This window comes from Bacillus sp. PK6-16, from assembly GCF_056530295.1.
The window spans coordinates 2,199,410-2,213,966 of the sequence record NZ_CP096511.1; the positions used below are offsets into that span (position 1 = coordinate 2,199,410).

At 34.9% G+C, this 14,557-nt stretch carries 12 protein-coding genes; 9 read left to right on the top strand and 3 right to left on the bottom strand.

From position 1 onward, the window contains the following. The first annotated feature begins 139 nt into the window (after nucleotides 1-139). Together M1D66_RS11375 and M1D66_RS11380 are read left to right on the top strand one after the other, a co-directional pair. Nucleotides 140-1,204 (top strand): ABC transporter permease, encoded by a 1,065-nt coding sequence (locus tag M1D66_RS11375; protein WP_000477742.1) that lies wholly within the window; start codon nucleotides 140-142, stop codon nucleotides 1,202-1,204. Next, complete coding sequence (locus tag M1D66_RS11380) at nucleotides 1,204-1,875, top strand: ABC transporter ATP-binding protein (RefSeq protein WP_000202606.1); 672 nt, start codon at nucleotides 1,204-1,206, stop codon at nucleotides 1,873-1,875. Before M1D66_RS11375 ends, M1D66_RS11380 begins: the two co-directional genes overlap by 1 nt. Before the next feature lie 64 nt (nucleotides 1,876-1,939). On the opposite strand, the gene M1D66_RS11385 is transcribed toward M1D66_RS11380, so the two are convergent. Continuing rightward, entirely contained in the window at nucleotides 1,940-3,052 is a 1,113-nt protein-coding gene (locus M1D66_RS11385; protein WP_000851000.1) for an LPXTG cell wall anchor domain-containing protein, read from the bottom strand. Between the two features lie 140 nt (nucleotides 3,053-3,192). Further along, a complete protein-coding gene (locus M1D66_RS11390) occupies nucleotides 3,193-3,783 on the bottom strand; it encodes an ATP-binding protein (protein ID WP_000826991.1) in 591 nt (196 codons plus the stop codon). Nucleotides 3,784-3,998: 215 nt separating this feature from the next. Between M1D66_RS11390 and M1D66_RS11395 the strand changes: the two genes are divergently transcribed. The 6 genes from M1D66_RS11395 (at nucleotide 3,999) to M1D66_RS11420 (ending at nucleotide 11,556) form a co-directional block, all read left to right on the top strand. Continuing rightward, nucleotides 3,999-4,919 (top strand): class I SAM-dependent methyltransferase, encoded by a 921-nt coding sequence (locus M1D66_RS11395; protein WP_242283548.1) that lies wholly within the window; start codon nucleotides 3,999-4,001, stop codon nucleotides 4,917-4,919. 143 nt (nucleotides 4,920-5,062) lie between these two features. Continuing rightward, a complete protein-coding gene (locus tag M1D66_RS11400) occupies nucleotides 5,063-5,281 on the top strand; it encodes an RtcB family protein (protein WP_012593282.1) in 219 nt (72 codons plus the stop codon). Between the two features lie 282 nt (nucleotides 5,282-5,563). After that, the gene (locus M1D66_RS11405) at nucleotides 5,564-6,523 is read left to right on the top strand and encodes an RtcB family protein (RefSeq protein WP_242555139.1); all 960 of its coding nucleotides are present in this window, start codon (nucleotides 5,564-5,566) and stop codon (nucleotides 6,521-6,523) included. A 326-nt stretch (nucleotides 6,524-6,849) separates the two neighbouring features. Then, nucleotides 6,850-8,082 (top strand): DUF4073 domain-containing protein, encoded by a 1,233-nt coding sequence (locus M1D66_RS11410; RefSeq protein WP_046392887.1) that lies wholly within the window; start codon nucleotides 6,850-6,852, stop codon nucleotides 8,080-8,082. 356 nt (nucleotides 8,083-8,438) lie between these two features. Next, a complete protein-coding gene (gene cuyA / locus M1D66_RS11415; RefSeq protein ID WP_153595417.1) occupies nucleotides 8,439-9,434 on the top strand; it encodes a D-cysteate sulfo-lyase in 996 nt (331 codons plus the stop codon). A 331-nt stretch (nucleotides 9,435-9,765) separates the two neighbouring features. Continuing rightward, a complete protein-coding gene (locus tag M1D66_RS11420) occupies nucleotides 9,766-11,556 on the top strand; it encodes a S9 family peptidase (RefSeq protein WP_044307403.1) in 1,791 nt (596 codons plus the stop codon). Between the two features lie 380 nt (nucleotides 11,557-11,936). Here the strand turns inward: M1D66_RS11420 and M1D66_RS11425 are convergent, their stop codons facing one another. Continuing rightward, nucleotides 11,937-12,533 carry a hypothetical protein gene (locus M1D66_RS11425; RefSeq protein ID WP_000554427.1) on the bottom strand — a complete coding sequence of 199 codons (597 nt, stop codon included), beginning with the start codon at nucleotides 12,531-12,533 and terminating at the stop codon, nucleotides 11,937-11,939. 396 nt (nucleotides 12,534-12,929) lie between these two features. Here M1D66_RS11425 and M1D66_RS11430 point away from each other — a divergent pair, with 396 nt between their 5' ends. Further along, nucleotides 12,930-14,408, top strand: a complete 1,479-nt coding sequence (locus M1D66_RS11430; RefSeq protein WP_000005123.1) for a DHA2 family efflux MFS transporter permease subunit — start codon at nucleotides 12,930-12,932, stop codon at nucleotides 14,406-14,408. Nucleotides 14,409-14,557 lie beyond the last annotated feature (149 nt).

The following is a 14,557-nucleotide window of genomic DNA, read 5'->3' on the forward strand; positions in this document are numbered from 1 at the left end:
TGAATTGTATCAAGGATTCTATTTATTTTCAATACTTTCAGAAAATTCCTTTTTTTACTCTGTAATCTTCTGTTCATATTCCGTTCATATTTCTTTTTTATGATTAGTGCATAGAAAGAAAGAGGAAGGAGCGAGCGAAATGTTTTTAGCTCTGCGTGAATTAAAACAATCAAAATTACGATACGGATTAATCGGATTGATTATGGTGTTATTATCATTTTTAGTCCTTGTTATTTCAGGATTAGCAAATGGATTATCATATGATAATGCTTCATCGATTCAAAATATGGAGGCAAATAAGTTCGTTTTAGCAGATGATGCGGAAAATAAATTACTTCGTTCACAAATTAAGAAAGACGATGTAGATAACGTAGTAAATCAAGTAGGTGACAAAGAAGCCGTTCCGTTTCATGTGAAAGTTTCAACATATGAAAAGAAAGATAGTTCGAAAAAGGTTGATATCGCTATTTTCTCAAGTGAACGGGATTCATTTTTAGAACCGAACATTGTAAAAGGGGAGAAATTAGGTACAGCAAATAACGAAATGGTTGCTGACGAATCAATTAAAGAAAAAGGAATTGATATTGGAGATACAATTATTGATCCTGTTTCAAAGAAAGAATTTACAATCGTCGGATTTACGAAAGATCAAATGTTTAGCCATACACCAGTCGTTTATGTAAATGAAGACGTATGGGGATCTATTTCACAACCAAACCAAAAAGATTATAGTGCAATTGCACTTAACACAGATAAAGAAATTAAAAATGCTCACGTTATCGATAAAAAAGAAGTACTGCAAAGTATTCCAGGATTTAAAGAAGAGCAAGGAACATTAACGATGATCATTGCGTTCTTACTTGTGATCGCTGCGTTATTAATTGGTGTATTCTTCTATGTTATTACACTACAAAAAACACAGCAATTAGGTGTATTAAAAGCAATTGGTACAAAGAACTCATATTTAGCAAATAGTTTAGTCGTACAGGCGTTATTCTTATCAGTCGTTGCGATGGTAATTAGTATCGTTCTTGTACAAGGGTTAGAACAAATTTTACCAGCGGGTATGCCGTTCTTATTAACAACACCGATGATTGCACAATACGCAGCAATCTTTATCGTAATTAGTATTTTAGGAACACTTATTTCGTTATACCAAGTATTAAAAGTTGATGCATTAGAAGCAATTGGAGGCGGGATGTAATGACTTCATTATTGAAATTAGACAAAGTAAGTAAAGTGTACGGAGAAGGGAATACGGAAGTAACAGCCCTTCATCCGATGTCGCTTGATGTGAAAGCTGGAGAGTTTATCGGAATCGTCGGTCCTTCTGGATCAGGGAAAAGTACATTATTATCAATCGCGGGTGCACTATTATCACCGTCAAAAGGGGATATTTACATTCGTGAGCAAAATATTACGAAGCTATCAGAAAAGGAAATGACAGACATTCGTTTGAAAAAAATCGGCTTCATTTTCCAGTTTGCAAATCTTGTTCCATATTTAAATGTGAAAGAACAATTGCTTTATATTGCAAAGCTAAAAAAAGAAAGTAAACAAGAATCAGAAAAGCGTGCGGATCATTTATTAGCGGCATTTGGATTAGGAGAAAGAAAAAATCATTATCCAAATCAACTATCTGGTGGGGAAAAACAAAGGGTAGCAATTGCTCGTGCGTTCATGAACAACCCAGATTTAATATTAGCGGATGAGCCAACGGCAAGCTTAGACTCAAAACGCGCACGTGAAGTTGTTGAAATGATGAAACGTGAAGTGAAAGAGAGCCAAAAAGCAGCAATTATGATTACACATGATGAAAGAATGCTTGATGTATGTGATCGTATATTGACGCTTCGAGATGGACAGTTAATATAAAGAAAAAGGCCAACCGTATATGCGGTTGGCCTTTGTATCATTGTTTTTAATAAGTATAATGGCTTTATTTTGAGAATAACGTTTTAATTTTATTGCGTGTTATTAATAAAATCCCGCCTAATACAGATAGCATTCCTAGAGCCATATTGTTTGATTGCTCGCTACCAGCGTTAGGAAGTTCTTTAGCGTTATTGTTTTTAGTACTATTATCTGCTTGCGTTTGTTTAGACTGTGACACTTCATTAATCTTGTTATCAACATTTTGCTTCGTTGTATGTAACTCAGCTAATTTGTCGTCAATTTTTTTCTCAGTATGCTTAAAGTCGTTAATTTTAATATCTAAGTCTTGTTTTTTCTTTGTTAAATCGTCTGAAACAGTTTGTTTCGATTGTTTAATTTCGTTAATTTTATTTAGTAAATCTTCTCTAGCCTTTTGTAATTCAGCTAGTTTGTTTTTTACATCTTGTTTAGCTAGTTCTAAGTTAGCAGAAAGACTGTCTAAATTGCCTTTAATTTTCTTAAGTTCCTCTAACGTGTTACCAGTATTCGGCTTGTTTTCTTTTAGTTCAGCGAGTTTGTCTTCAGCAGTTTGTTTCGCTTTTTTTAACTCAGCTAATTTTTCATCTACTTGTTTTTTAACTTCCTTAAGTTCATTAACCTTTTGATCAATGTTCTCTTTATGTTGCTTCATTTCATTCACTTTTTCATCGACAGTTTGTTTATGTTCTTTAATCTCATTCACTTTGTTATCGATATTTTGCTTATGCTCTTTTACTTCAGCAACTTTATCTTCCACTTGTTTTTTATGCTCTTTAATTTCAGCGATTTTATCTTCGGCGATTTGTTTGTCTTGCTGAAGTTTTGCATCTAACTCTTGTTTATGTTGTTTAATCTCGTTAATTTTTTCATCAGCAACTTGTTTACGTTCATGTAGTTCATTCACCTTCGTATCAACATTTTCCTTAACCTTGTTAAGTTCATTCAATGTTTGATCCACGTTTTCTTTGTGTTGCTGCAATTTCGCATCTAACTCTTGTTTATGTTGCTTAATTTCAGCTAATCGATCTCCCGTACTTTGCTGAGGAGTAGCATCATTTACTTCCGCATGAGCAGGGTTCGCGCCAGCAATCATTGCTAAAGCTAGTGTAGACGCAGCGATTGTTTGTTTTGTTTTCATATTTTTGTACCTCTTTTCTTTCATATGCATGAACTGTTTTGTGTAAAAATGAGCATATAGAAGTAGATTATCTTATTATTATATACTATGTTAGGCGCTTAGAGGAAGGATTTGCATAATAATCTATGATTATGTAATTTTTATAATCTCTTATTTGGGGTAGGGGATAAACCTTTAGCTAGATGAACAATTTCTTCTATAGTAAAGCTTACATCTTTATTATTGCGAATAACAAACAAATAATCAGCCTCGTTTTCTACAGGATCTACCACATTATCGTGAAGTGATTCAGTTTGTTGTCGATCAAGTACTTCTTTGAAACTAGAATATCCACCTCTAAAAATATTCGTACTTCGCGTGCTTCGAGCCACTCTTTCATAAAGTACATCATCTGGAATGTCAAAATGAACTAATATGCGTACATATTCATTCTGTGGAAATAATTCGTTTAGTAAATAGAATCTTCCGTTTTTACTGCGATTGGAATTACAAATAATAAGGTGTAAATTTGTATGTTCTTTCGCATAATCAACAATGAATTTTGAAAGACTGTGCTTTAGTGTATTTGATCCTTCTGTCGGTTGTAATTTTTCATAATGCGTGTTAATAAATTCAGCTTGATTATCTTGATCCATAACGAAAGAGTGGGGTAACTCTTTTTCTAATGCTCTTGCAAATGTAGTTTTTCCACTGTGTGTTTTTCCAACTGTAATGATGACTAATCTTTTCATGACGCCCTCCATTTGTATTGTTATGAACTGGAATATTCGGTGTAGATCGAAATCTTCCTGCTAGAGATTACACAAATTATTGGAGCGTTAGTAGGCTGAAAACTTGACAAAAAAACTTATTTATGCTATAATTTACCAATGTAAAAATAAGGTGTATAATAGGGTTCTCCTGGCCAGGGGAACCCTATTTTTGTTGTGAAAATGAAGGAGAGTGTATGTGCGTGAAACAAGGTGAAGCAAGTGTAACGTCGTTAGTATCAGCTTTCAGCAGGGCATATCATAGTGAATTTGATAATCCGAAAATCTTTGATGATTATGTAGCTAAAGAGTTCATTTCGCCAAAAGAACGAATTAATATTGAAACGAATATGGTTCAAGGAATACATTTCTTCAATACAGACATTGCACAGCAGTTTCAAGATAATCCACAAGAAATATTAAAATGGATTACACAAGTGCAATTATCACCAACACCTTTAGCACGTGCTGCATATTGTGAAAGAGTATTACTACATGAAATTACATTAGGAGCGAAACAATACGTCATACTCGGTGCAGGCTTAGATACGTTCAGTTTTAGACACCGAGAATTGGAAAATAAAATAGAAATATTTGAAGTGGATCATCCTTCTACGCAGGTGTTTAAGAAGGAAAGAATAAAAGAAACAGAACTTGAAGTTCCAAAAAACCTTCATTTTGTTTCAATGGATTTTACGAAAGGATTTTCCTATGAACAGTTAAGCAATGAAGGATTTGAACATAAAAAGACTTTCTTTAGCCTTTTAGGTGTTACGTACTATTTAACGAAAGAGGAACTTGCTAGTTTATTAGAATGTTTATTCGAGATGGTTCCGGCAGGCAGTTCTATCGTTTTTGATTATCCCGATGAAAACTTGTTTACAGAAAAGGGACTGTCCAATCGAGTTGAAAATATGGTGAAAATGGCTGCGGTAGGCGGAGAACCGATGAAATCATGTTATTCTTATGCTGAAATGGAAGCACTGTTAGAGAAGGCGGGCTTACTCATTTATGAGCATTTATCACCAGAGGATATTGATGTATTATATTTTGAAGGACGAAACGATTATTTAGAAGCTTTTGAGACAGTGCATTATGTACATGCGGTGAAAAGGTAGGAAATTAGTAGGCATGGAGAGGAATCTCTGTGTCTTTTTTTATAAAAAAGGAAATGAGCTGTAGTGGTGGAAAATATAATTATAAATATATTATATATATAAATTAATGTCTTGTAGAAACTAAAGGAAAGGGGAAATAGAAGATGTTGAAATTACGAGGAAAATACAATGAAGCGAAAGTGTATACTTCGAATGTAGAAGAAACGGCAGCAGGTCAAATTATTGATCTTTGTAACCAAGAATTTGTAAAGGATAGCAAGATTCGTATTATGCCAGATACACATGCGGGCGCAGGTTGTACGATTGGGACAACAATGACGATTCAAGATAAAATTGTTCCTAATTTAGTCGGGGTTAACTAATCGGCTCAGACTTTAAACTACTCACTCAATTGACTGGAAACCCTAACGATAAAAGGCGAGGGCAATCAGCAGCCAGTGGTTATGGTGACATAATCGAATGGTTCAGAGACTTGTACCATGTTAGCAGACTAAGGTACAGAATTATTCCTCATCCATTTTGAATTGAAGAGGAATAATTAATACGGTGAGCCTACAGTAGAGACTGCATATCTCGATGACTGTAGAGAAGGTATAGTCCACTCTTTCAGGAAACTGAGAGGTAAGTACGATATTGGTTGTGGCATGGAAGTTGTGATGATTAATAAGAAAAAAGAGGAAATCAATTTCGATCACTTAGACGAAACGATACGTAAATTTGTCCCAAGTGGTTTTCGTATTCGAGATAAGGAACATCGATTTTCAAAAATGATTGATTTTGATAGTGTAAGAGCCCCGTTTACAGTGCAACGTGCTCAAAAAAGCATTGGTACACTTGGCGGGGGCAATCATTTTGTCGAACTGAATGAGGATGATAAAGGAAATGTATACATTGTCATTCATAGTGGTTCGCGTAATTTAGGGAAACAAGTAGCAGAGTATTATCAAAACTTTGCTTACGAGCAACTTATAAACGTTAAATCTATTAAAGAAGAAATGATTGAGCGTTTAACGAAAGAAGGTAGACAACAAGAAATACATGAAGCTTTACGTGGAATTAAGAAACCGGTGATTCGCAAAGAATTAGCTTATTTAGAAGGACAAGGATTTAAAGATTACATGAATGATATGAAAATTGCTCAAAAATATGCGGAGTTAAATCGTAAAGCAATGATTGATGAAATCGTCACTAAAATGGATTGGAAAGTAACAGATCAATTCACTACAATTCATAACTACATCGATATGGAAAATATGATTCTACGAAAAGGTGCTATTTCAGCCCAGAAAGATGAACGAGTAATCATTCCAATTAATATGAGAGACGGTTCAATCATTGCATTTGGTAAAGGGAATCCAGATTGGAACTTTTCTGGACCGCATGGGGCAGGACGTATTATGAGCCGTAAGAAGGCGAAAGAAGTACTTAACTTAGAGGATTTTCAAAATACAATGACAGAGGTTTGGACGACATCTGTTGCAGAAAGTACTTTAGATGAAGCACCAATGGTATATAAACCAATGGGTGAAATTATTGAGAATACAAAAGAAACAATTGATATTAAACATATTATTAAGCCACTTTACAATTTTAAGGCGAATTAAAAGAGGAGTAATGTTTATTAAAGAAAGAGAACTTGAAAAGATAGCATATTTTGTGGCGGTTATATAACAGAGATTAAAAAGACAACATATTAAACTAAGAGATTCATCATATTCATTTACATTTATGTAATGTAAATGGCTAGAAAGCTAGATTGGCGTGAATCGCTAATTGTGGAGTGCAAAAAACGACAAAATCTCTTAAAAAACACTTAACTTTTAACTCCATCTATCTTTACAATCCCTCCTTATAATGTGAATTGGACAAGCACCTAAGAGAAAGCAGAACATGTCAGTTTGTACATTCTATTATTAGGGGGAGAATTTGTATGAAAAAGACAGTTGCTTCGTTAGCAGTTATGGCGGCATTATTACCGACGTTTTCAGTGCATGCGGAAGGGAAAGAGCAAGCCCGAAAATCAGCTACAACTTTTAATGTTATTAGTGATATTCAAGGGGATTTAGGGGATTTTGATCATGTGCTAAAAGATATGAACAAAGTGACGCCACTTTCTAGAGCGCTTATTATGAATGGGGATATAACGCCGACTGGACAACAGTCACAATATGATGATGTAAAGCGTGTGTTAAATAAAAATAAGCATCCAGAAAATGTATGGTCTACTGTTGGGAATCATGAGTTTTATGCTGGTAAATGGACAGCGGATGGGAAACTCTCTCAAAGTACATGGCCAAATGGTGTAACTGAGGAAACTTTATTTAACCGCTATCTGAAATTTAGTGGACAAGAAAAGGTATATCATAAAAAAGAATTAGATGGTTATCCGCTTCTATTTTTAGGAACTGAAAAATATATGAAATACCATGATTCAAAAATGTGGGATGAAGTATATATGAGTGATGAGCAACTAGGTTGGTTAAAACAAAATTTAGAAGAGTACAGCCAAAAAGATAAAAATAAACCAATTTTCATTTTCTCTCATCACGTTTTACCCGATACTGTGTCTGGATCAAGACAATCACCATATTTACAAGACTATTTAAACGTTGATAAATTGTACGATATATTAAAAGACTATCCGCAGGTCGTTTTCTTTACGAGTCATACGCATTGGGATTTAAACTTACCGGACTGGGCTGGTAAAAAGAAAATTGCAGGCGGAGATAAAAAAGGATTTACTGTTGTAAATACGGGCGGGATTGAAACGGGCTGGATGTCGGCTGGACCAAATGGAGGAGAGAAGACTGCTCCTGATGGCTATTCATTTAAACAAGGGTTGCAAGTGAAAGCATATGGTAACGATGTAATTGTGACAGCTTACGATTACAAACGTGATAAGGATATAAAGAAGTTATTAATTAGTGATTCAAAAATTGCGCAGATGGCACCAAATGTAACGGCAGATGATAGTAAAAATATAATTGTCGGTGCAACTGAATATATGGAGTACACTATAGAAGGAACGAATGAGTGGCATACGTATAGTAAAGCAAATCCTCCGAAATTTGATGGAGATAAAGTCGTATACGTACGTCATAAAGGTGAAATGAATTTAGAGCCGGGATTAACGCAGTTACTTCGTTTTTCGGTAAATAAGTGATTGGAGGGAGTCTGCATTTGAATGTGTGGGCTCTTTTTTTGTTGATGAGAAAGGGGTTGCCTGTCTGTCGTTTTTTGTCGATAGATCGATATATTAAGAAAATCGTTGATATACTGCAAGTTACGATCGATATATTTGAAAAATCGTTGATATATTGTAAGTAATGAACGATATATTTAAAAAATCGTTGATATAAATTTCATGTACCGTAATTAAGTTAAAAGCATTAATACGGTTTTACTTATCAAAATGAAATTCTAATACATTTTTAACCGAGAAAGATGACTTCACCATTTTTACGTGTAATAATAGTAACGTTACATATATTGTGAAAGAAGTGCAAAAGGAGCGTTACAATGAATTTAGCTAAATTCCCGAGAAAAAAATATACAGAATCATATACACCAATTGAAAAGTTAAACAATTTTTCTGAATCACTTGGTGGTCCGACTATTTATTTTAAACGAGATGATTTACTCGGTTTAACAGCCGGTGGCAATAAGACGAGAAAGTTAGAATTTCTAGTTGCAGATGCACAGGAAAAGGGTGCAGATACATTAATTACAGCTGGTGGTATTCAGTCAAATCATTGCCGCCTGACACTTGCTGCTGCGGTAAAAGAAAAAATGAAATGTATTCTTGTATTAGAGGAAGGGCTTGAGCCAGAAGAGAAGAGAGACTTTAACGGAAACTATTTCTTATATCACTTATTAGGTGCTGAAAACGTCATTGTTGTACCGAACGGAGCAGACCTGATGGAAGAAATGCATAAAGTAGCAAAAGAAGTAAGTGAAAAAGGTAGTACACCATATGTAATTCCAGTTGGTGGATCAAACCCTACAGGCGCAATGGGATACGTTGCTTGTGCCCAAGAAATTATGGCGCAATCATTTGAGCAAGGAATTGATTTCAGTTCAGTTGTTTGTGTAAGTGGTAGCGGCGGTATGCATGCGGGTTTAATTACTGGTTTTTCTGGAACACAAAGCCATATTCCTGTAATCGGGATTAATGTAAGTAGAGGAAAAGCTGAGCAAGAAGAGAAAGTAGCAAAACTTGTAGATGAAACTTCAGTACATGTTGGTATTCCAAACTTTATCTCGCGCGACGCTGTTACGTGCTTTGATGAATATGTAGGACCAGGCTATGCGTTACCAACGCCGGAAATGGTAGAGGCAGTTCAGTTACTTGCGAAAACAGAAGGTATTTTACTTGATCCAGTGTATACAGGTAAGGCAGTAGCGGGATTAATCGACTTAATTAGAAAAGGTAAATTTAATAAGGAAGACAATATTTTATTCGTACATTCAGGTGGTTCACCAGCTTTATATGCGAATACTTCTTTATTTGCGTAAGTGTAAAAAGCATTGGGTATCCAATGCTTTTTTTGTTATATACTCGAATTATCGGGGAGTAGGAGGATGATATGAACTCAAATTTAAAAGGGATTATATATACGGTACTCGGCATTTCTATTCTATTGATCTTATTTGTAGGTTACGGAGTGTATTTGTATTTCACATCTTAAAAGAAAGATCATAATAGAAGTGAAGAACCATTTAGTAAGAAATATAGAGTGAGAAGTAAATCTAAATAAAACCAAAAAGGGATAAATAGGAAAATGTAGAATCTTTATATATAAGATGTTCTGAATTTTCAGATATAAGGTGGAGTGGAGGAAGAAAGATGATTCAATTTCCTATGGAAGATGCTGAACAATTTTTTAGATCCTATAGTATTGGTAGGTTTACAGTTAGTGAAGATGAAGGGAAATTAATTTTTAGTACAAACTTAAATGGTCATTCTAATTTATGGGCGATGGATTTACCCAATTTATCCCCTTATCCATTAACATATTGTAATCAATCAAGCAATTTTATTAAAATGGATTCTTTAAATCGATTTATTTTAGCTGGATTTGATAAAGATGGGGATGAAAATTATCATATTTATGCATTAAAGCCAGAGGGTGGTGGATTGCTTGAATTGATTCCAGCAGGAGAGACAGAAAAGGATTACTTTGTGCATTTAACAGAGGATGGGGAACGATTATACTATGTCACAAGTAAAGATAACCCAATGTTCTTAAACTCTCGTTGTTATAATATACGCACAAAAGAAGATACGCTGTTGTTAACTGGTGTGGAGACACCTACATATGTAGAGGCAGTAAGTCCGAATGAATCAAGTTACATTGTTTTAAAGTCATATAGTAATACGTATAATGTAGGATATGTAAAAAAGGGAGAAGAACTTATTTGTATAGTACCTTCCAGTGAGAAAGAACATACTATAGGGTCCATTTGTTATATTGATGAAAATACAGTAATTTTCGTTACAAATTATGAAGAAGAGTTTTCCTATGTAGCTTCTTTTGATTTAAATAAACAGGAATTCAAACCAATCTGTAAAATAGAGAAGGAAGATATATCCGATATAAAATGGCATGCTGAAACAAAAAATGGCTACATTGTTTCGTCGAAAGGTGTTACAGATAGGTTATATAAATTTGTATGGGATAAAAAAGAGTTAATTCTATTGAATTCTCCGGTAGATACGATAAGTCAAATTGAAATTACAAAATCGGAAAATTTATATTTGCTAGGTGAAAGTGCGACGAAAACAGCAAACATCTATTACAAGAAGAATAGAGATACAGAATGGGCAGCATTAACAAAAAACTATGTTATTGGTCTATCTGAATCTTCTTTTGTTGAACCGGATGTTATAACATATGCCTCTTTTGATGGGTTAAACATAGAAGCATTATTATTCCGGGCGAAAGGAGAAGTACAAAACGGATATACAATATTTTGGCCTCATGGTGGTCCACAAAGTGCTGAGACGAAAGGTTTCAGAGAATTATTTCAATATTTATTAAGGCAGGGATATAATATTTTTGCGCCAAACTTTAGAGGTAGTACAAGATATGGTTCAACGTTTACAAAAATGATTGAAGGTGATTGGGGAGAAGCACCACGTTTAGATTGTGTAGCAGGGATCGAATGGTTATTTGAACAGGGGATATCAACTCCTGATAAATTATTTGTTATGGGCGGTAGTTATGGAGGATATATGACCTTATTGCTTCACGGGCGTCATTCAGAGTATTTCCGTGCAGCCATTGACATTTTTGGACCTAGCAATTTATTTAGTTTTATCGAATCTATGCCTGAAAATTGGAAACCGCTCGCAGTTAATTTAATAGGTGATATTAATAATGATAAAGATAAGCTTATACAAGATTCACCAATTACTTACTTAAATCAAATGAATAAACCACTCCTTATCATCCAAGGGGCAAATGATCCACGAGTTGTAAAGGAAGAATCGGATCAAATTTTTCACGCGTTGCAAGAACAAGGAGTAGATGTAGAATACCTAGTATTAGACGATGAAGGGCATGGATTTTCAAAAAAAGAAAATGAAATATATGTATATCGTCGCATAACAGAATTTTTAGCAAAGCATAAGTAAAAGAAATGGCATTTTACGGGGGATGATCATATCGCTATCAGGCTAAAAATGCAGAGAAATGACAATGAAATTATTGAATAAATAAGAATGAAACAACTTAATCATTACGTAACAAAAACGCTATTATTTCCCTAGAATCATAGGAAAGGATAGCGTTTTTGTTGTGAACTTATTGATTTTGTATGAACTGGAATTGTTGTCTAAAGAGTTGCAACAGATTTTTTTATAAATTGAAAGACAAGGAGACGAACTTGGATGGAGTATTGGAAGCACACAATAAATATATTGAGGAGTACATGTTTGAAAACATTAAATCAATGGAGAATGAAATATTTTGTTGGAATGTCTGAGCTGCGGACCAATTCTATCACTTTAATTAACTAAAAGAAGAACTTCCCCATCCCGATTAGACTACTAATCATTCCTATTCCACCCATTGTGCCTTTTCCTGCTGTAAGTAAGTTTCCAAGCATTCCTAGCTGACCGCTACCTCCGTTATTTCCCCATCCCATTGGGGCCCACGGACTACCCCATCCTGGAGGGTTTCCAAAAACACCCGAGTTATTGGTATTGAAATGAAAAGACTTGGCTGGCGGCGATAGTAAAGCGGCAAGATGCCCTTGTGCGAACATCCCTGTATGATTGAATGGTTGGGCCCAGGGGAAGGAAGGTTTTTGAAAATTAAAACCTGCATGACCTGGTAGTGGAGTCCAATTAGTAGGGTGACCTTGTGGCATTATCCCTGCATAATTGATTGGCTGCTGCCCCCAAGAGAAGGGAGGGGGTTGGGGATTGAATCCCGTATAATTGGCTGATGAATCCCAACTAACTGGATAGACTCGGTAACTCCAATTCTCAGGAATCTTCAAATCATTCATTACCTCAGATTTAGTTATTTCGGGCTGTGAATACAAAGAAATTTGGTTAGTATATTGTTCCCCGTTTCCCTTTGAATTCAAATACCAATATTGGTGCATACGCTTATTCTCCTCACTTTAAAAATGTAATGTTAGACTTAGCCTATGTAATATTCCTTTTTATGGATGGTTACATAACTAGATCTACAAGCCTGTATTTAAAGGAATGGGTGTGTGGACTTGTTGATTTAAAGTTTCACTTTATTTTAGAAGGGTATTTTCAGTTGCTTCTTTTATATATTTCAGCCTAATTTAAATTCCGTTAATAAACGTTTTTATAAAGGTTTAATCAACAAAAAGATTTTAAAATGTTATGTTGGGCAAGTGGAATTGCTAAAAAGAGAATATCCATTCGAAGAGTTTGGCAAAATACTGCAAGGGTAATGTTTTCTTGTGCAAATATGTAAACGATTTAAACGAATCAATGAAATTTATAATGAAGGGGCAATTAAATATATGAGTGAAACATTACATAAAAGAAAACCACCATATGTAATGCTTGTAATTCTTTTTATTGGGGCATTTGTTTCATTTCTAAATAACTCGCTTTTAAATGTAGCCTTGCCATCAATAATGAAAGATTTAGACATTCAAGATTATTCAACGATCCAGTGGCTTTCTACAGGGTATATGCTTGTAAGTGGTATATTAATTCCGGCATCAGCATTTTTAATAACGCGTTTCTCGAATAGAAGCCTATTTATTACATCTATGTTGATTTTTATTCTTGGTACTGCCTTAGCGGCTGTAGCGCCGAATTTTGGTTTATTACTTACTGGTCGGATGGTTCAAGCGGCAGGCTCTTCAGTTATGGGGCCTTTGTTAATGAATATTATGCTAGTAAGCTTTCCAAGAGAAAAAAGGGGAACAGCAATGGGGATTTTTGGACTAGTTATGATTACAGCTCCAGCAATTGGACCGACACTATCAGGTTATATTGTAGAGTATTATGACTGGCGTTTGCTTTTTGAAATGATTTTACCGTTAGCAATCATTAGCTTACTGTTAGGGATTTGGAAATCTGAGAATGTCATGAAACAAAACAAAAATGCAAAACTTGATTATCTCTCATTACTATTATCTTCTGTCGGTTTTGGCGGTTTGTTATATGGATTCAGTTCTGCAAGCTCCGATGGCTGGACGAATAAAGTTGTCTTAACAGCCTTAATCATAGGCGCTATTGCCTTAATTGCTTTCATTATCCGTCAATTAAAAATGGATGAGCCGTTATTGGATTTACGTGTTTACAAGTACCCAATGTTTGCACTTGCGTCTGTAATTGCAATTGTCAACGCGGTGGCCATGTTTTCGGGTATGATTTTAACACCAGCTTATGTACAAAACGTCCGTGGTATTTCGCCGCTGAGCTCTGGGTTGATGATGCTTCCAGGTGCGGTAATAATGGGGATTATGTCACCAATTACAGGTAAACTATTTGATAAATATGGTCCTCGGATTCTTGGCATAGTAGGGCTTTCCATTACAGCTGTTTCAACTTATATGTTGGCAAGTCTGCAAATTGACTCTAGTCATACACATATTATTCTTATTTATACACTGCGGATGTTTGGGATGGCGATGGTGATGATGCCACTTATGACAAATGGTCTTAATCAATTGCCAACTCGCTTAAATCCGCACGGTACAGCTGTTAATAATACAGCTCAACAAGTGTCCGGTTCGATTGGTACTGCTATTCTTGTTACGATTATGAATTCTGTAACAAAAACAAAAGTTGAAAGTTTAATGTCTGATATAGATCCAACAACCTTCACAGAAACTACGAAGGCAATAGTAACTCAAAAGGCTTTATTATCTGGAATTCAGTATTCCTTCTATGTAGCGCTTGGCATGAATGTTGTTGCACTACTATTAGTTTTTTTCGTTAAACGTGTAGATACAAGTGCGGAAGCTGTCGAGAAGTTAAATCGGTAGAGAAGAATAAAACGCTAGATAAAGATTCCTATAAGTTTTTTTGCTGCTAAGGCGCCGGTATTTAAAGCTAGAAAAAACTAAAAGAAGCAGGGAAATAATTATATAGTAAAAGAGGACCTGATGTTCATATCAGGTCCTCTTTCATTAAT

Excerpts from the sequence above, each read along its gene's own strand:
- M1D66_RS11375 (WP_000477742.1), top strand. The coding sequence starts at position 140 with ATGTTTTTAGCTCTGCGTGAATTAAAACAATCAAAATTACGATACGGA.
- M1D66_RS11395 (WP_242283548.1), top strand. The coding sequence starts at position 3,999 with ATGTGCGTGAAACAAGGTGAAGCAAGTGTAACGTCGTTAGTATCAGCT.
- M1D66_RS11425 (WP_000554427.1), bottom strand. The coding sequence starts at position 12,533 with ATGCACCAATATTGGTATTTGAATTCAAAGGGAAACGGGGAACAATAT.
- M1D66_RS11380 (WP_000202606.1), top strand. The coding sequence starts at position 1,204 with ATGACTTCATTATTGAAATTAGACAAAGTAAGTAAAGTGTACGGAGAA.
- M1D66_RS11430 (WP_000005123.1), top strand. The coding sequence starts at position 12,930 with ATGAGTGAAACATTACATAAAAGAAAACCACCATATGTAATGCTTGTA.
- M1D66_RS11405 (WP_242555139.1), top strand. The coding sequence starts at position 5,564 with ATGGAAGTTGTGATGATTAATAAGAAAAAAGAGGAAATCAATTTCGAT.
- M1D66_RS11400 (WP_012593282.1), top strand. The coding sequence starts at position 5,063 with ATGTTGAAATTACGAGGAAAATACAATGAAGCGAAAGTGTATACTTCG.
- M1D66_RS11420 (WP_044307403.1), top strand. The coding sequence starts at position 9,766 with ATGATTCAATTTCCTATGGAAGATGCTGAACAATTTTTTAGATCCTAT.
- M1D66_RS11390 (WP_000826991.1), bottom strand. The coding sequence starts at position 3,783 with ATGAAAAGATTAGTCATCATTACAGTTGGAAAAACACACAGTGGAAAA.
- cuyA (WP_153595417.1), top strand. The coding sequence starts at position 8,439 with ATGAATTTAGCTAAATTCCCGAGAAAAAAATATACAGAATCATATACA.
- M1D66_RS11410 (WP_046392887.1), top strand. The coding sequence starts at position 6,850 with ATGAAAAAGACAGTTGCTTCGTTAGCAGTTATGGCGGCATTATTACCG.
- M1D66_RS11385 (WP_000851000.1), bottom strand. The coding sequence starts at position 3,052 with ATGAAAACAAAACAAACAATCGCTGCGTCTACACTAGCTTTAGCAATG.